Below are 17370 nucleotides of genomic sequence, written 5' to 3'. Positions count from 1 at the left end.
CTAGCCCTGTTTGAACAGCCCTTCGGGCTTGCATAGAAGAATGAACGCCATCAGCAGATACACCAGCACGCCCGCCGCCGACGGAAACAGCACCTGGCCAAAGGTTTCGACAAAGCCCACCAGCATCGCGGCCAAAAAGGCGCCGCGTATGGAACCGATGCCGCCGATCACGACCACGACGAAGCAGATGATCAGCACGCCGTTGCCCATGCCCGGGTACACCGACGACACGGGCGCGGCGATGGTGCCGGCCAACGCGGCCAACGCCACACCGGCCGCGAAGACCAGCCGGTACAGCTTGTTGACGTCGATACCCAGCGACCCCGTCATCTCGCGGTTGCTGGCGCCGGCGCGCAGCATCATGCCCAGCCGGGTGCGCGATATCACCCAATACAGCAGCAGCGCTACCGCAATGCCGACGGCAGAAATGAACAGCCGGTAGACCGGATACGTCATCACGCCGCCCAGGGAAATGCTGCCCTGCAGCCACGCCGGCAACGGCACGCCGTGCACGTCGTTGCCCACCAGAATGCTGCGCAGTTCTTCAAAGACCAGGATCAGCCCGTAGGTCATCAGCACCTGCTGCAAGTGGTTGCGGTGGTACAGGTAGCTGAAGAAGGCGGCTTCCAGCACATAGCCCAAAGCACCAGCCAGCACCACGCACACGGCCAGCGTGGTGAGGAAGCCGCCGCCCAGCCAGCGGTCCACCACCGGCCCCAGCGCAAACGCCATGTAGGCGCCGATCATGTAGAAGCTGCCATGGGCCAGGTTGATGATGCCCATGATGCCGAAGATCAGCGTCAGGCCGCTGGCCACCAGGAACAGCAGCAAGCCGTACTGGAATGCGTTCAGGCTTTGAATAAGCAGGATGCTGATGTCCATGGGGCCCTCCTGTGGCCGCGTCGCGTCAGAGCTTGCAGCCGCGGGCCGGGTCGGCCAGCTTCTTCACGGCGACGTCCACCACCTTGTTCTCCAGGCCGTCCACGCGCCGCAGGTAAATGTCCTGCACCGGGTTGCCGGCCGCCGACAAGGTGAACGGGCCGCGCGGGCTGTCCACCGTCGCCCCGCGCATGGCGCTGCGAAAGTCCGCCTTCTTGGCAAAGTCGCCCTTGACGGCCGTCAGGCCCGATTGCATGAGCTGCGCCGCGTCATAGCCCTGGACGGCGTAGACGTCGGGCGGGGCGTTGTAGTTCTTGGCGTAGTCGGCGCGGAACGCGTTGTCGCGCGGCGTATTCAGGCCGTCGGCATAGTGCAGCGTGGTCAGCAGGCCTTGTGCGGAAGCACCCTGCGCCTGCAAGGTGCCGTCGGTCAGGAAGCCCGAGCCATACAGCGGAATGGTCTTGTCCAGGCCGGCGGCGTGATAGTCCTGCACGAACTTCACCGCGCCGCCGCCCGCAAAGAAGGTGAACACCATGTCGGGCTTGGTGGCGGCAATCTCGGTCAGGAGCGATTGGAATTCCACGTTGGGAAATGGCAGGCTCAGTTCCTTGACGACCTTGCCGCCCGCTTTTTCAAAGCCTTCCTTGAAGCCGCCGATGGCTTCATCGCCCGCCGCGTATTTCCAGGTGATGGTGACGGCGGTCTTGTGGCCCTTGCCGTAGGCGACGGGGCCCATGGCGTAGGCGGGCTGCCAGTTGGTGAACGACGTGCGGAAGATGCCGGGGCCGCACAGCGGGCCGGTGATGGCGTTGGCGCCCGCGTTGGTCACGATCAGCGTGGTGTCGCTGTCCTTGGCGGCCTTGGCCAGCGCCATCGCAACGCCCGAATGCACCGTGCCGATCAGCACGTCGACCTGGTCGCGCTTGATCAGCCGGTTGGCGTTTTCAGCGGCCTTGGCCGGATTGGATTCATCGTCGACCTTGAAGTATTCGATGTCGCGCCCGCCCAGCTTGCCGCCTTGCTCGGCAACGTACAGCTTGAAGCCGTTTTCGATGGCGTTGCCCAGCGCGGCGTAGGTGCCGCTATAGGGCAGCATGAAGCCCACTTTGAGCTTGTCGGCGGCTTGCGCGCTGGTGGCGGCTAGCGTCAAGGCCGCGGCAATCGCAGCCTGGGTCAGGGCGTGGTTCATGGTTTGTCTCCGTGCTTATCATGGGCTGGCGCAAAGCCGGCCGGGGTTAGTCCGCGCGCCGAGAGTGTCGGCAAGCGGACTTCATAGCGTGGCTTCTTCCAGCTGGCGCAGCCGAAAGCGCTGGATTTTTCCCGTGGCGGTCTTGGGCAGTTCTTCGGTGAAGTCGATCTGGCGCGGGTACTTGAACGGCGCCAGATGCTGCTTCACGTAGTGCTGCAACGCGGCGCCGGTCTGGGCGTCGGGTTCGAAGCCGGGGCGCAGCACGACGTACGCCTTGGTCTTGACCAGGCCGTCGTGGTCGGGCACGCCGATCACCGCGGCTTCCAGCACGGCTTCGTGCTGCACCAGGATGTTCTCGACTTCAACAGGCGACACGTATTGGCCGCTGACCTTGATCATGTCGTCGCTGCGGCCGGCGTAGGTGTAGTAGCCGTCGGCGTCGCAGGTGTATTTGTCGCCGCTTTTGAGCCAGTCGCCCAGGAAGCATTGGCGCGTCTTGTCGCGGTTGTTCCAGTACATCAGCGCGGCGCTGGGGCCTTTGATGTAGAGGTCGCCGATGGCGCCCGGCGCGACCGGCGCGCCGTTGTCGTCACGCAGTTGCACCTCGTATCCCGGCACGGGCTTGCCGGTGGTGCCATAGCGCAGTTGTCCGGTCTGGTTTGAGATGAAGATGTGCAGCATCTCGGTGGAACCGATGCCGTCCAGAATCTCGCAGCCGAAGTGCCGCGTGAAGCGTTCGCCGATGTCGCGCGGCAAGGCTTCGCCGGCCGACGTGCAGACCCGCAGCGCGACCTGATCGCGCGGCGGCAGGTCGGGCGATGCCAGCATGCTGGCGTACAAGGTGGGCACGCCGTAGAACACGGTGGGGCGGTGCCGCGTCAGCCGTTGGAAAACGGCTTGCGGCGTGGGGCGTTCGCCCATCAGGATGACCGTGGCGCCGACCGACAACGGAAAGGTCAAGCCGTTGCCCAGGCCGTAGGCGAAGAACAGCTTGGCGGCGGAAAACACCACATCGTCTTCGCGGATGCCCAGCACGGGCTTGGCATACAGTTCGGCGGTGTGCCACAGGTTGCCGTGCGTGTGCACCACGCCCTTGGGCTTGCCGGTGGAGCCCGACGAATACAGCCAGAAGGCGATTTCATCGGACAGCGTGCGCACGGCGGGGGCGAGCGGGGCGTCGGCCCGCGGGGCGTCGGCCAGCAGGGCTTCAACGTCCTGAGTGGTCACCACATGCTCCACATCTGCCGGCGATTGCGCCAACGCGGCTTGCAGCGTTGGCAGCAACGCATCCGACACGAACACGGCGCGCACGCGGCTGTGCGTCACGATGTAGGCATAGTCATCCGGCGTCAGCAAGGTGTTGACGGCCACCGGCACCACGCCCGCGTGCAGCGCGCCCAGGAACACGACGGGCCAATCGACCGTGTCCTGCATCAGCAGCAGGATGCGTTCTTCGCGGCGCAGGCCCAGCCCGCGCAAGGCGCCGGCCATGCGCGCCACGCGTTCTGCCAACTGCCCATAAGTCAGCTGGCGCGTGTCGTCGATGTAGGCGGGTTTGTCGGCGCGTGAGGCGTTCAGCGCCGCCAGATGGCTGGCAAAGTTCAATTCTGCGGGGCAGGTGTTCACGGTTGTCTCCTGATGTCCTGGTGGGGCCCGCCCGGGCTATGTTTTTTTGTCGCCGGGCGGCAAGCGGGGGCTAGCTGACGGGCCGCGTGAACTCGATGGCGCCGCCGGGCAGCAGGTACAGCACCAGTGCGCGGCCTTGCGTTACGGTGGGGCTGTGCGCGCTGCCGGGGCCGTAGACCAGCCAGCCGGCGCCGTGGCCGTCAAAGCGGGCGTCGGCGGTCAGCGGCATGATCAGGTCGATTTCGCCATTGGGATGGGCGTGGTGCGGGCCGGCCAGGTCATCCATGTCCACGACATCGACCGAGCAGCCGCCCAGGTCGTCGGCCGGCTTGATGACGCGTCCGTAGCGGATGCCGCCGCCTTCGCGGTTGCACATCCAGCCGTCGGCCACGCCTTGCTTACAGGCGGCGAAGATCTGCTGGTACAGCGCGCTGGTGGGGCCGGCCTCGCGGTTCAGCTTCGCCTGCAACCCGGCATCCAGCGGCTCGTCGGCCACCAGCCGCGTGGCCGCTTGCATCAGGGCATGGAATTGATCTGGCGTGCTCACCGGGACTCCTCCTTTACACTGTCGGCGCTTTGGAATGCGGCATGAACTTCAGTGCTGCTTCAATGGCGCTTTATTGCCGCTTTAATGCGCGATGACCGCTTGGAACTGCCTGGAAGGAAAAATAGTGCTTCCATACGAAAGGGTCAAGCACTATAGTGCATAAAACAAGGCTTATCAGGGTATTTGCGGAGTCAGCCAAACATGAATCAAGCGCTAGATGCGGCGCCAACCGAACCCAGGCGGGAAGCTTTCCTGGTGGCTTTAGGCGAGCGGGTGCGCCGCCTTAGAGCCATACGCGGCATGACGCGCAAGGGTCTGTCGCAGGTGACGGGGGTGTCTGAACGGCATCTGGCCAATCTGGAACACGGGGTGGGCAACGCGTCTATCCTGGTGCTGTTGCAGATTGCGCGCGCCTTCAATTGCGCGCTGGCCGAACTGGTGGGCGACGTCACCACGGAGTCGCCCGATTGGCTGCTGATCCGCGAACTGCTCAGCGGACGCACGGAATCCGACCTGCAACGCGCACGCGAGGCGCTGACCCAGCTGTTTGGCGTGGGGGCGGGCGCGCAGCGGCCCAACCGCACGCAGCGTGTCGCGCTGATTGGGCTGCGTGGGGCGGGCAAGTCCACCCTGGGCCAGATGCTGGCCGACGACCTGGGCTACCCCTTTGTCGAGCTGAACCGCGAGATCGAACGCGTGGCCGGGTGCAGCATTCTTGAAATCCATAACCTGTACGGCCCCAACGCCTATCGCCGCTACGAACGGCGCGCGCTGGAAGAGGCCGTGCAGATCTATCCCGAAATGGTGCTGGCCACCCCCGGGGGGCTGGTATCCGAACCGGCCACGTTGAACCTGCTGCTGGCCCATTGCTACACGGTTTGGCTGCGCGCCACGCCCGAAGAACACATGGGCCGCGTCATGGCGCAAGGCGACTTCCGCCCCATGTCTGGCAACAACGAAGCCATGGCCGATCTCAAGCGCATCCTTGCCGGGCGGGAAGCCTTCTACGCCAAGGCCGACCTGACGTGGGTCACCAGCAACCTGGAAGTCCAGGAAAGCTTTGCCGGCCTGCGCACCCAGGTTCGAAAGGCCTGCGGCCTGCCGCTATAAATCTGCACTTTTATGCATGTCTCGCTTGACGTGCGTTTTTGCCTGAACTAATCTGCACAATAATTCATGTGATGCAGTATTTTTCCTGTCCAGGCAGGGCGTACGAGGAGACACACCATGAGCAGCACCGCAAACGGCCATGAAACCCGGCCCGAGGCCCGCGTTGATTTCCGCACCCGGCCCGACCTGTACCGCCACTGGCGCCTGACGTTTGACGGCCCCGTTGCAACGCTGGCCATGGACGTGGCCGAAGACGGCGGCCTGCGCCCCGGCTACAAGCTCAAGCTCAATTCGTACGACCTGGGCGTGGACATCGAACTGCACGACGCCCTGCAACGCATTCGCTTCGAGCACCCCGAAGTGAAAAGCGTGGTGGTCACCAGCATGAAAGACCGCATCTTCTGTTCGGGCGCCAACATCTTCATGCTGGGCTTGTCGTCGCACGCGTGGAAGGTCAACTTCTGCAAGTTCACCAACGAAACGCGCAACGGCATTGAAGACTCCAGCCGCCATAGCGGTTTGAAATTCATTGCGGCGCTGAACGGCGCCTGCGCGGGTGGCGGCTACGAGCTGGCGTTGGCCTGCGACGAAATCCTGCTGGTGGACGATCGATCGTCGTCGGTGGCCTTGCCCGAAGTGCCGCTGCTGGGCGTGCTGCCCGGCACCGGCGGCCTGACCCGCGTGACCGACAAGCGCCGCGTGCGCCATGACCACGCCGACATCTTCTGCACGCTGGTTGAAGGCGTGCGTGGCCAGCGCGCCAAGGACTGGCGTTTGGTGGACGACGTGGTCAAGCCCGCCCGCTTTGAAGAAGCGGTGCGCGAGCGCGCGCTGGCGCTGGCCGACACCAGCGACCGCCAGGCAGGCGAGCACGGCATTGCGCTGACGCCCATCGAACGCACCGAAACCCCCGATCGTCTGTCGTATCGCTACGTCGATATCCACCTTGATCGCGACAAGCGTCTGGCCACCTGGACCGTGCGCGCGCCCCAGGAACCGGTGCAATCCGAACTGGACGACATCGTTACGGCGGGCGCCGCTTGGTGGCCGCTGCAAATGGCGCGCGAACTGGACGACGCCATCCTGTCCATGCGCACCAACGAGCTGGACATCGGCACCTGGATCTTCAAGACCGAGGGCGACGCCGACGCCGTGCTGGCCGCCGACGCCGCGCTGCAACGCCACGCCACGCATTGGTTTGTGCGCGAAACCGCGGGCATGTTGCGCCGTACGCTGGCCCGGCTGGATGTCACGTCGCGCAGTCTGTTCGCGCTGATCGAACCGGGTTCCTGCTTTGTGGGCACCTTGCTGGAATTGGCGCTGGCCGCCGACCGCAGCTACATGCTGGACAACGACGCCGAACCGGATGCGCCCAACGCGCACATCGTCGTGGGCGAACGCAATTTCGGCGCTTATCCGATGGTCAATGGCCAAAGCCGCCTGCAACGTCGTTTCTATGAAGAGACCGCGCCGCTGGAAGCCGTGCGCGGCCGGGCCGGCCAGCCGTTGTCCGCCACCGACGCGTTGGACCTGGGCCTGGTGACCTACGCGCCGGACAGCATCGACTGGGACGACGAAGTGCGAATGATGCTGGAAGAGCGCCGCGCGCTATCGCCCGACGCATTGACGGGGCTGGAAGCCAACCTGCGTTTCGGTGGCAAGGAAACGATGGAAACGCGCATCTTCGGGCGCCTGACCGCGTGGCAGAACTGGATCTTCAACCGCCCCAACGCGGCCGGCGACAAGGGCGCGTTGAAGCTCTACGGAAAGGGCGAGCAGGCCACGTTCGACTGGAATCGCGTCTGAGCCTGCACGGGCTGGGAATGCGGGCTAAAAGCGCGTACCAACAGCGCGGACCCGAAAACAAACAAGGAGCGAGACATGTCTGGAATCAACTACACCGATAAGATCCCCAATAACGTCAACCTGTCCGGCGACCGCACCTTGCAACGCGCGCTGGAACACTGGCAACCCAACTACCTGCAATGGTGGCAAGACATGGGGCCGGACGGCTCGCACGGTTTTGACGTGTACCTGCGCACCGCCGTCAGCGTTGAACCCGACGGCTGGGCCAACTTCAACCACGTGCGCATGCCGGATTACCGCTGGGGCATTTTCCTGGCGCCGCAAGACGGCCAGCGCAAGATTCACTTTGGCGAAAACATGGGCCGCGACGTCTGGCAGGACGTGCCCGGCGAGCATCGCGCCAACCTGCGCCGCATCATCGTCACGCAGGGCGACACCGAACCCGCGTCGATTGAGCAGCAACGCCACCTGGGCCTGACCGCGCCGTCGCAGTACGACCTGCGCAACCTGTTCCAGATCAACGTCGAAGAAGGCCGCCACCTGTGGGCCATGGTGTATCTGCTGCATCGCTACTTTGGCCGCGATGGCCGCGAAGAAGCCGATGCGCTGTTGCAGCGCACGTCGGGCGATGCCGACAACCCGCGCATCCTGGGCGCCTTCAACGAAAAAACGCCGGACTGGCTGGCGTTCTACATGTTCACGTATTTCACCGACCGCGATGGCAAGTTCCAGTTATGCGCGTTGGCCGAGTCCAGCTTCGACCCGCTGGCACGCACCACGAAGTTCATGCTGACCGAAGAAGCGCACCACATGTTCGTGGGTGAATCGGGCATTTCGCGCGTGATCCAGCGCACTTGCGAAGTCATGAACCAATTGAAGACGGACGACCCGGAAAGCGTGCGCGCCGCCGGTGTAATCGACCTGCCCACCATCCAGCGCTACCTGAACTTTCACTACAGCGTCACCATCGATCTGTTCGGCGCCGACCAGTCTTCCAACGCCGCCATCTTCTATGGCTCGGGCCTGAAGGGCCGCTACGAAGAGTCCAAGCGCACCGACGACCATCAATTGAAGAACGACACCTACCGCGTGCTGACCGTGAACAACGGCAAGCTGAACGAGGTCGAGGTGCCCATGCTGAATGCGCTGAACGAAGTGCTGCGCGATGATTTCATCCGCGACTCCGTGGCGGGGATCGGCCGCTGGAACAAGGTCATCGAGAAAAGCGGCATCCCGTTCCGGCTGCACGTGCCGCACAAGGCGTTCAACCGCCAGATCGGCACGCTGGCCGGCATCCGCATGTCGCCCGAAGGCGAAATCCTGTCTGAATCACAATGGCAGGCCAACAGCCACAAGTGGCTGCCCACGCCCGAGGACCGCGCCTTTGTGGCGTCGTTGATGGGGCGCGTCACCGAACCGGGCAAGTTCGCCAACTGGATCGCGCCGCCCGTCATGGGCATCAACCGCCAGCCGGTCAACTTTGACTACGTCCGTTTCAACTGAAGGCGAAGGGGGCGGCGCGCGCGTGCCGCCCGCCCGCGCATTGGGAAGACCGCGATGAACGCCCCATTACCCGTAGATGTGCTCAAGCAGCACCTGATCGACCCCGAGATCTGCATTCGCTGCAATACGTGCGAAGAAACCTGCCCGGTCGACGCCATCACGCACGATTCCAACAACTACGTGGTGGACCCGGACATCTGCAATGGCTGCATGGCCTGTGTGCCGCCGTGCCCCACCGGGTCCATCGATAACTGGCGGCTGATGGTGCGCAGCGAAGCGTATTCGGTGCAAGAGCAGTTCGGCTGGGAAGAGCTGCCCAAGGAAAAGGCGCTGCCGGCGGCAAGCCCGACATCGACCCCGATCGAAGGCGCCGACGCATCGTTGGATTCGCCGTTGTCGCAGGCCGCCGAAACGCTTGCCGCAGCGCCCGTGCAAGCGTCCTTCACCCCGGCCGGCGCGTCCGTGCCGCCGTGGTCGGCGGCGCATCCCTACGTCAACCTGTACACGCACAAGGCGCCGATGACGGCCACGGTGGTGGGCAACTACCGCGTGACGGGCGCCGATACCGAAAGCGATATTCACCACATCGTGCTGGATTTTGGCGAACTGCCGTTTCCCGTGCTGGAAGGGCAATCGATCGGCATTCTTCCGCCCGGGGTCGACGCCCAGGGCCGCCCGCATCATGCGCGCCAGTATTCATTGGCCAGCCCGCGCGATGGCGAACGCGCGGGCTACAACAATCTGTCGTTGACGGTAAAGCGCGTTACCGAAGACCACGGCGGCGCGGCGGCGCACGGCGTGTGTTCCAACTACCTGTGCGATCTGGCCAAGAACGATACCGTGCAAGTCATCGGCCCCTTTGGGCATACGTTCCTGATGCCGAACCACCCGCGCGCCAACCTCATCATGATCTGCACCGGCACGGGTTCGGCGCCGATGCGCGCCATGACCGAGCGCTACCGGCGCCGCATCGACTCCGGCGAAAACGGCAGGCTGATGCTGTTCTTCGGCGCCCGCACCGAGCGCGAGCTGCCGTACTTCGGGCCGTTGATGAAGCTGCCGCGCGACTTCATCGATATCAATCTGGCGCTATCGCGAGAGCCCGGCCAGCCCAAGCGTTATGTGCAGGATCTGATCCGCGATCGAGCGGCGCAAGTGTGCGATTTGCTAGCGGATCGCAACACCTGTATCTATGTCTGCGGCTTGAAGGGAATGGAAGTCGGCGTGCTGGACGCCTTGCGTGATGTGACGATGCAATCGGGGCAGGATTGGTCTATCCTGCACGAGGTGCTGCGCCGCGAAGGGCGCCTGCATTTCGAGACCTATTAGCGTCATTCACCAGCGTGACATACGTGAAGACCACGGCGCGCCTTGAGCGCGCCGCTTGTTATTCCGGGGGAAAAAAACAAATGAAGTTCGCTGAATTCAAGGACGGCATGCTGATCAAGGCCGGTCCCATCACCGTGACCGAAGCCGAGATCCTGGAGTTTGCTCGCAAATTCGACCCGCAATGGTTCCACACCGACCCGCAGCGCGCGGCGGAAGGGCGCTGGGGTGGGCTGATCGCAAGCGGTTGGCACACGTGCGCGTTGGCGATGCGGATGGCGGTGGACGCCGCGCTGCACGATTCCGAATCGTTTGGTTCGCCCGGCCTGGGCGAAGTGCGCTGGCGCACGCCGGTGCGCCCCGGCGATACGCTGCGCCTGGAAGCGCGCGTGCAAGGCGCGCGCACGTCGTCATCGCGCCCGGACCTGGGCATCATCACGTGGGCCTGGACGGTCATCAATCAGCACGACGAAGGCGTGCTGGAACTGGACGCGACAAGCCTGTTTGATCTGTCGGGCGAAAACTAAAACAACGGGTCCGCGCGCCGGGTGCCGTGTGCCGCGCGCCCAAAAAAAAACCGCCTTCATCCGAAGGCGGTTTTTGCATTCAAGCCGGCGAACCGGCAAGCGATCGATCCATCAACGGATCAAGCGATCAATAGAACGCCTGGATGCCCGTTTGCGCGCGGCCCAGGATCAGGGCGTGCACGTCGTGGGTGCCTTCGTAGGTGTTGACCACTTCCAGGTTCACCAGGTGGCGGGCCACGCCGAATTCATCCGAAATGCCGTTGCCGCCGAGCATGTCGCGAGCCAGGCGGGCAATGTCCAGCGCCTTGCCGCAGGAGTTGCGCTTCATGATGGACGTGATTTCGACGGCGGCGGTGCCTTCGTCCTTCATGCGGCCCAAACGCAGGCAGCCTTGCAGGGCCAGCGTGATTTCGGTTTGCATGTCGGCCAGCTTCTTCTGGATCAGCTGGTTGGCGGCCAGCGGGCGGCCGAACTGCTTGCGGTCCAGCGTGTACTGGCGGGCGGTATGCCAGCAGGCTTCGGCGGCGCCGACAGCGCCCCAGGCGATGCCGTAGCGGGCAGAGTTCAGGCAGGTGAACGGACCCTTCAGGCCGGACACGCCGGGCATCATCTGGTCTTCGGACACTTCCACTTCGTCCATGACGATTTCGCCGGTGATCGACGCGCGCAGGCCGACCTTGCCGTGGATGGCGGGGGCCGACAGGCCCTTCATGCCCTTGTCCAGGATGAAGCCGCGGATCTTGCCGTCGAAGTCGCCGCCAACGCACTTGGCCCACACCACGAACACGTCCGCGATGGGCGAGTTGGTGATCCACATCTTGTTGCCGGAAATCTTGTAGCCGTCGGACGTCTTGACGGCGCGGGTTTCCATGCCGCCGGGGTCGGAGCCGTGGTTCGGTTCGGTCAGGCCGAAGCACCCGATCCATTCGCCGCGAGCCAGCTTGGGCAGGTACTTCTGCTTTTGCGCTTCGCTGCCGAATTCGTTGATCGGCACCATCACCAGCGACGACTGCACGCTCATCATCGAGCGGTAGCCGGAGTCGATGCGTTCGACTTCGCGGGCGATCAGGCCGTAGCTGACATAGTTCATGCCGGCGCCGCCGTAGGCTTCAGGAATGGTGGCGCCCAGCAGGCCGAGTTCGCCCATTTCCGAGAAGATTTCCGGATCGGTCTTCTCGTTGCGGAAGGCGTTCAGCACGCGGGGGGCAAGCTTGTCCTGCGAATAGGCATAGGCGGCATCGCGCACCATGCGTTCTTCTTCGGTCAGTTGCTGGTCCAGCAACAGGGGATCTTGCCATTGAAAAGAAGGATTCGAGGACATGCTGGGTCTCCGCTATGGATTTCCGTATTCGGAATCTAGAAAGTTTAAACCTAAAATAATTCGGGCGGCAAGTTCGGGTTTCCGAGGGCGGCGCGCGGGGGAGCGCGCCGCTGGATTGCCGGCCGGATCAGGGGGTATTAGTGCTGGGCTTTGAGCGCCGCGTCGCGGATCTTTTCCAAGGTCGTCGACGGGGTGATGGTTTCGGGGTCGATGAAGCAGTGCAGGATGGCCGGCTTGCCGCTGGCCAGCGCGCGTTCGAAAGCCGGGCCGAATTGTTCGGTGGTTTCCACGCGTTCGCCGTGGCCGCCAAAGGCGCGCGCGTAGTCGGCAAAGTCCGGGTTTTTCAGTTCGGTCGCGGACACGCGGCCGGGATAGTGCTTTTCCTGGTGCATGCGGATGGTGCCGTACATGCCGTTGTCGACCAGCACCACGATGATGGGCAGGTCGTACTGGACGGCGGTGGCAAATTCCTGGCCGTGCATCAGGAAGCAGCCGTCGCCGGCAAAGCAGACAACCGTCTTGTCGGGCCAGACGCGCTTGGCGCCCACTGCCGCGGGCAGGCCATAGCCCATCGAGCCCGACGTCGGCGCCAACTGCGTGCCAAAACGCGTGAAGCGGTGGAAGCGATGCAGCCAGGTGGCGTAGTTGCCCGCGCCGTTGGTCATGATGGCGTCGGCCGGCAGCGTCTTTTCCAGATAGGCCATGACCTGGCCCATTTGCAGCGCGCCCGGCGTCGTGATGGTTTCCGGGTCGCTCCATTTCAGGTACGACTCGCGCATGGCTTGCGTGCCTTCCGCCCACACGGGCTTGGCCGGCGCCTTCAGGCCGCCCAGCGATTCGGCGAACGCGGCGGGCGACGTGTTGATGGCCAGCGTGGCGCGGTAGACGCGGCCGAGTTCGGCGGTGTCGGGATGCACGTGCACCAGCTTTTGCTTCGGGACAGGGATGTCCAGCAGCGTGTAGGCCTGGCTGGGGTTTTCGGACATGCGGCCGCCCACCAGCAGGATCAGGTCGGCGTCGGCCACGCGCTTGAGCAGCGCCGGGTTGATGCCCAGGCCCACGTCGCCGATAAAGCACGGGTGGTCTGCCGGGAACAACATCTGGCGGCGGAACGACACCGCCGTGGGCAGCGCATGGCGCTGCGCGAAGTCGGCAAACTGCTGCACCGCGCGGGCGTCCCAGCGGGTGCCGCCCAGGATGGCGACGGGGTTCTTGGCGTCGGCCAGCAACTTTTCCAGGTCGGCCAACTGGCCGGCCGTGGGGGAGGATTCGATCAACTCATAGCGCGGGGCGTCGGCCACCTTGGCCGCTTCGACCAGCATGTCTTCGGGCAGCGCAATCACGACGGGGCCGGGACGGCCCGACGTGGCGATGTGGAACGCGCGCGAGATCAGTTCGGGGATGCGTTCGACCTGATCGATCTCGGTGACCCACTTGGCCTGCGTGCCGAAGACGGCGCGGTAGTCCATTTCCTGAAAGGCTTCGCGTTCGCGCATGCCCCGTTCGATCTGGCCCACGAACAGGATCAGCGGCGTGGAATCCTGCTTGGCAATGTGCACGCCGGCCAGCGCGTTGGACGCGCCCGGGCCACGGGTCACCATGCAGATGCCGGGTTCGCCGGTCAGCTTGCCGTGCGCGTCGGCCATCATGGCCGCGCCGCCTTCCTGACGGCACACCGTCACTTTGATGTCCGCGTCGTGCAGGCCGTCCAGCACCGCCAGGTAGCTCTCGCCGGGAACGCAGAAAACGTGTTTGACGCCCTGGGCGACCAGTTGGTCGACCAGAATGTGACCGCCAAGGCGGGAATCTTGCTGAGACATGGTGGGGTGTCGTGGGTAGCCGAGGATAAGACTCCCGAGGATATGTGCCCTGGCCGCACAACGCAATTGATAAAATTGCACAATCTATTGATTCCCCGGCACGTAGTGCCCTGTTGGCTTTCAGGCAGTTTGGTCCATGAGAAACGGCATCCCCAATTTGACCGCCTTGCAGGCGTTCGAGGCATCGGCCCGGCTGGGCAGCTTTTCCCGGGCGGCCGAAGAACTGTCCCTGACGCACAGCGCGGTCTACCGCCAGGTGGCCAGCCTGGAAGCACGCCTGGGCGTGCAACTGTTCACCCGCGTGCGCCGGCGCATCGTGCTGACCGATCACGGCGCCGAATACGCGGGACGCATCCGTCACCATCTGGACCAGATCGAGAAAGACACCTTCGGGCTGGTCAGCCGTACGGGCATGGGGCGCAGCATCCATATCGCGGTGGTGCCCACGCTGGCCACCACGTGGTTGATCCCGCGACTGGCCGATTTCCAGGACGCGCACGCGGACATCACCGTCAGCCTGTCGGTGCGCACCTTGCCGTTTCAGTTCAAGGACCAGCCGTTTGACGGCGCGCTGTATCACGGCGACGGCCTGTGGCCCGGCACCCAGGGCGTGTTGCTGTTTCCCGAGCGCGAACTGGTGCCGGTGTGCGCGCCGGCGCTGGCCGCCCGGGCCGCCAAGACGGCGCAAGCCGGGGTCAGCGTGCTGGCGGGCATGACGCATCTACACCTGGCCTCGCGGCCGGACGCCTGGCGCCAGTGGTACGGCGCCAATAACCATCTTTATGGCCCGCAGGCGGCGGGCGGCCCGCGCTATGAGCTGTTCACCATGGTGATGGCGGCGGTGCAGGCCGGCTTGGGGGTGGGGCTGATGCCGCGCTTTCTGGCGCAGCCCGCGCTGGACCAGGGCACGCTGGCCATGCCGGAGCCGCAGTCGCTGACCGTCAGCCAGGGGTATTACTTTGGCTATCCACAGCGCAGCGAACGCTCCGACGCACTGAAGCTGTTTGAAGCCTGGCTGAAGTCCGCGGCGGCGGGCGTCGGGGAACGATAACCGCCGGCTGCCCGACGCGCCCTCGGCTTTCGAGCCTGCCGCCGTCTTCCGAACGTTCTAGAATGCCGCATCCCTATGTCGACTTCCCGCCCGCCCTTAGCTTCCCAAGCCGATATCGACGCCTTCATCGACGCCGTGTGGCTTGAAGACGGCTTGTCCGCCAACACGCTGGCCGCCTATCGCCGCGACCTGACGGGTTTCGCCCGCTGGCTGGAAGACCCCGAAGCGTACGCCCGAGAAATGGCCGACCGCTATGGCGATGCGGCCGGCGCGCACGCGTTGCCCGTCGGGCAAGCCAAGCCGCTGTCCAAGGCCGACAAGGCCGACATCGAAGCCTGGTTCGCCTTCCGCCACGAAGAAACCCGCGCCACCACCGCCAACCGCCGGCTGGCCGCGCTGCGGCGCTTTTTCGCCTGGGCGCTGCGCGAGCATCGCGCCGAACGCGATCCCTGCCTGACCCTGATTGCCGCCAAGCAGCCGCCGCGCCTGCCCAAGACGCTGTCTGAACAACAGGTGGATGCGTTGCTGCGCGCACCGGATGCCACGCAACCACGCGGCCTGCGCGACCGCGCCATGCTGGAAACGCTGTATGCCACCGGCCTGCGCGTGTCCGAACTGGTGGGCGTGCGCGCCCTGGATGTCAGCCTGAACGAAGGCGTGGTGCGCGTGGTGCTGGGCAAGGGCGGCAAGGACCGCCTGGTGCCGCTGGGCGCCGAGGCCGCCCACTGGATCGACCAGTACATGAAGACGGCGCGCCCCGAACTGGCGGCGGGCCGGCAGAGCGACGCGCTGTTCATTACCGGCCGCGCCGAAGCCATGTCGCGGCAAGCGTTCTGGCAGTTGGTGAAAAAATACGCGTTGCTGGCCGACATCCACGCACCGCTATCCCCGCACGTGCTGCGCCACGCCTTTGCCACGCATCTGCTGAACCATGGCGCAGACCTGCGCGTGGTGCAGATGCTGCTGGGCCACGCCGATATTTCCACCACGCAGATCTACACGCACGTGGCACGCGAGCGCCTCAAGGCGCTGCACGCCGCCCACCACCCGCGCGGATAGCCACCGGCGGACGCCCGTTCTTTGCCTTGTATTTAGCCTTGTTTTTAGCCCTGCTCTTGTTCCTCTTCTTCCCCATCTCGACCCGGCCTATCCATGAGCAAAGCCCGCCACGTTTCGGAAACCCCCGCCACCCAGCTCCTCAAGCAGCACAAGGTGCCTTACACCGAGCACACCTACGACTACGTCGACCATGGCGGTGCCGGTGAGGCCGCGCGCCAGCTGGGCCTGGACCCGCATGCCGTCGTCAAGACCTTGGTGATGGAAGACGAATCGGCCAAGCCCTTGATCGTGGTGATGCACGGCGACCGCGAGGTCTCCACGAAGAACCTGGCGCGTCAGGCCGGCCTGAAAAAGGTCGAGCCCTGCAAGCCCGAGGTGGCGCAGCGGCATTCCGGTTACCAGGTGGGCGGCACGTCGCCCTTCGGCACGCGCAAGAAAATGCCGGTGTGGGTCGAAGCCGATGTGCTGACGTACCCGGTCGTCTATATCAACGGCGGCAGGCGCGGCTACCTGATCGGCATCGACCCCAACGTGCTGGTCACGGTGCTGGGCGCAAAGCCGGTGTCGGTGGCGTTGGAATAAGGCGGCCGTGCGGCTCAGGCGCTGACCAGCGCCCACAAGTTTTCGGCAACCGGCGCCATGTCGCTCGGTTGCCTGAAGAGGCAGATCTCAAGCGGGATGTCCCATTCCGGTCCCCCGGCGCGGACCAGCTTGCCGTCTTGCAAGTCTTCATGCACCAGCATGTCCGGCAGCCACGCGATGCCGCGGCCCTGGATCGCCATGGACCGCAGCAGCGTGGCGTGCGGTCCGACAAAGCTGGTCTGAATGCGGTCAGCGTGCATTGGCTTGTATCGCAATTGGCTGGCCACGATGCGGCCCAGTCCTGATGTGGACCCATAGGCCAGGAACGGCACCGCGTCGTCGCCATCCAGGCGGTGTGTCGGTTCGCCCTTGGCGTCCGAGGCCGGCGCACTGACGGGCACCAGCACGTCGGTACCCAGGCACACCTTGGGATAGGCGAATTCATCCAGCCGGCTGGCTACCTGAGGATGACGGTGGCACAGCAGGAACTGCACGCGACGCTGCGCCATCAGGTCTTCGCAGGCCTGGAAACTGTCGGACATCATCTGGATGGCGCCGACTTCCATCCTGGTTTCCAGCCGCGTCAGCCATTTGGGGAAGAACGACAACGCCAGCAGATGCGTCGCGGCAAAGCGCAGGCTGGCGCCGTGCTGCGCGTGGGCGGCCATGGCCTTGATGCGCGCGGCCCCCAGGTCGGCCATCACCTGCTTGAGCAGCGGCAGGAATTTCTGGCCCGCCGCGGTCAGCTCGGTGGGGTGGGTGCTGCGGTCGAACAGGTCGGCGCCCACCCATTCTTCCAGCGCGCGAATGTGTCGGCTGAATGCCGGTTGTGCGATGGCGCGCGCGTCCGCCGCGCGCGAAAAACTGCCTGTCTCGGCCAGGGCGCAAAAGTCCTCCAGCCAATTCATGTCCAAAGGTCGATTTCCGGGTCCCATGAGGTGTGTGCGCCGCAGCAAAAATAATTCTATGCAATTCGAGTATTGGACGGCCGCAAGGGGCTACCGCGATCATAAAGCCATTCCAA

15 protein-coding genes are annotated in these 17370 nt (G+C 64.6%); 8 read left to right on the top strand and 7 right to left on the bottom strand.

Annotated features, from left to right (window positions below; translation table 11 throughout):
• From DVB37_RS21305 to DVB37_RS21290, 4 genes are all read right to left on the bottom strand, one after another.
• Positions 1-882: a branched-chain amino acid ABC transporter permease gene (locus DVB37_RS21305; protein ID WP_104144568.1), complete on the bottom strand. Its 882-nt coding sequence runs from the start codon at positions 880-882 to the stop codon at positions 1-3.
• 25 nt (positions 883-907) lie between these two features.
• The gene (locus DVB37_RS21300) at positions 908-2068 is read right to left on the bottom strand and encodes an ABC transporter substrate-binding protein (protein ID WP_046804433.1); all 1161 of its coding nucleotides are present in this window, start codon (positions 2066-2068) and stop codon (positions 908-910) included.
• Positions 2069-2149: 81 nt separating this feature from the next.
• A complete protein-coding gene (locus DVB37_RS21295) occupies positions 2150-3694 on the bottom strand; it encodes a benzoate-CoA ligase family protein (RefSeq protein WP_120156711.1) in 1545 nt (514 codons plus the stop codon).
• Between the two features lie 70 nt (positions 3695-3764).
• Positions 3765-4241 carry a DUF4863 family protein gene (locus tag DVB37_RS21290; RefSeq protein WP_120156710.1) on the bottom strand — a complete coding sequence of 159 codons (477 nt, stop codon included), beginning with the start codon at positions 4239-4241 and terminating at the stop codon, positions 3765-3767.
• Positions 4242-4442: 201 nt separating this feature from the next.
• On the opposite strand from DVB37_RS21290, the gene DVB37_RS21285 reads away from it, so the two are divergent.
• From DVB37_RS21285 to DVB37_RS21265, 5 genes are all read left to right on the top strand, one after another.
• The gene (locus tag DVB37_RS21285) at positions 4443-5351 is read left to right on the top strand and encodes a helix-turn-helix transcriptional regulator (protein WP_046804436.1); all 909 of its coding nucleotides are present in this window, start codon (positions 4443-4445) and stop codon (positions 5349-5351) included.
• A 117-nt stretch (positions 5352-5468) separates the two neighbouring features.
• Positions 5469-7157: a 2,3-epoxybenzoyl-CoA dihydrolase gene (gene boxC / locus DVB37_RS21280; RefSeq protein ID WP_120156709.1), complete on the top strand. Its 1689-nt coding sequence runs from the start codon at positions 5469-5471 to the stop codon at positions 7155-7157.
• A gap of 75 nt (positions 7158-7232) precedes the next feature.
• A complete protein-coding gene (gene boxB, locus DVB37_RS21275; protein ID WP_006221121.1) occupies positions 7233-8660 on the top strand; it encodes a benzoyl-CoA 2,3-epoxidase subunit BoxB in 1428 nt (475 codons plus the stop codon).
• A gap of 54 nt (positions 8661-8714) precedes the next feature.
• Positions 8715-9989: a benzoyl-CoA 2,3-epoxidase subunit BoxA gene (gene boxA, locus DVB37_RS21270; protein ID WP_120156708.1), complete on the top strand. Its 1275-nt coding sequence runs from the start codon at positions 8715-8717 to the stop codon at positions 9987-9989.
• Positions 9990-10069: 80 nt separating this feature from the next.
• A complete protein-coding gene (locus tag DVB37_RS21265) occupies positions 10070-10513 on the top strand; it encodes a MaoC family dehydratase (protein ID WP_046804439.1) in 444 nt (147 codons plus the stop codon).
• Between the two features lie 127 nt (positions 10514-10640).
• Here the strand turns inward: DVB37_RS21265 and DVB37_RS21260 are convergent, their stop codons facing one another.
• The gene (locus tag DVB37_RS21260) at positions 10641-11834 is read right to left on the bottom strand and encodes an acyl-CoA dehydrogenase (protein WP_006221118.1); all 1194 of its coding nucleotides are present in this window, start codon (positions 11832-11834) and stop codon (positions 10641-10643) included.
• Between the two features lie 137 nt (positions 11835-11971).
• Positions 11972-13654, bottom strand: a complete 1683-nt coding sequence (locus tag DVB37_RS21255) for a thiamine pyrophosphate-binding protein (RefSeq protein ID WP_104144564.1) — start codon at positions 13652-13654, stop codon at positions 11972-11974.
• 136 nt (positions 13655-13790) lie between these two features.
• On the opposite strand from DVB37_RS21255, the gene DVB37_RS21250 reads away from it, so the two are divergent.
• The 3 genes from DVB37_RS21250 (at position 13791) to ybaK (ending at position 16346) form a co-directional block, all read left to right on the top strand.
• A complete protein-coding gene (locus tag DVB37_RS21250) occupies positions 13791-14705 on the top strand; it encodes a LysR substrate-binding domain-containing protein (protein ID WP_120156707.1) in 915 nt (304 codons plus the stop codon).
• 75 nt (positions 14706-14780) lie between these two features.
• On the top strand, positions 14781-15764 hold the full coding sequence (gene xerD / locus DVB37_RS21245; protein ID WP_120156706.1) for a site-specific tyrosine recombinase XerD: 984 nt from the start codon (positions 14781-14783) through the stop codon (positions 15762-15764).
• A gap of 93 nt (positions 15765-15857) precedes the next feature.
• A complete protein-coding gene (gene ybaK, locus DVB37_RS21240; RefSeq protein ID WP_104144562.1) occupies positions 15858-16346 on the top strand; it encodes a Cys-tRNA(Pro) deacylase in 489 nt (162 codons plus the stop codon).
• A gap of 14 nt (positions 16347-16360) precedes the next feature.
• Here the strand turns inward: ybaK and DVB37_RS21235 are convergent, their stop codons facing one another.
• A complete protein-coding gene (locus DVB37_RS21235) occupies positions 16361-17254 on the bottom strand; it encodes a LysR family transcriptional regulator (protein ID WP_240433951.1) in 894 nt (297 codons plus the stop codon).
• Between the last annotated feature and the right edge of the window lie 116 nt (positions 17255-17370).

The organism is Achromobacter sp. B7 (assembly GCF_003600685.1).
In the GTDB taxonomy this organism is placed as follows: domain Bacteria; phylum Pseudomonadota; class Gammaproteobacteria; order Burkholderiales; family Burkholderiaceae_B; genus Achromobacter; species Achromobacter spanius_B.
The sequence above is the reverse complement of the archived record's forward strand: the minus strand, read 5'-3'. Positions and strand labels throughout refer to the sequence as shown.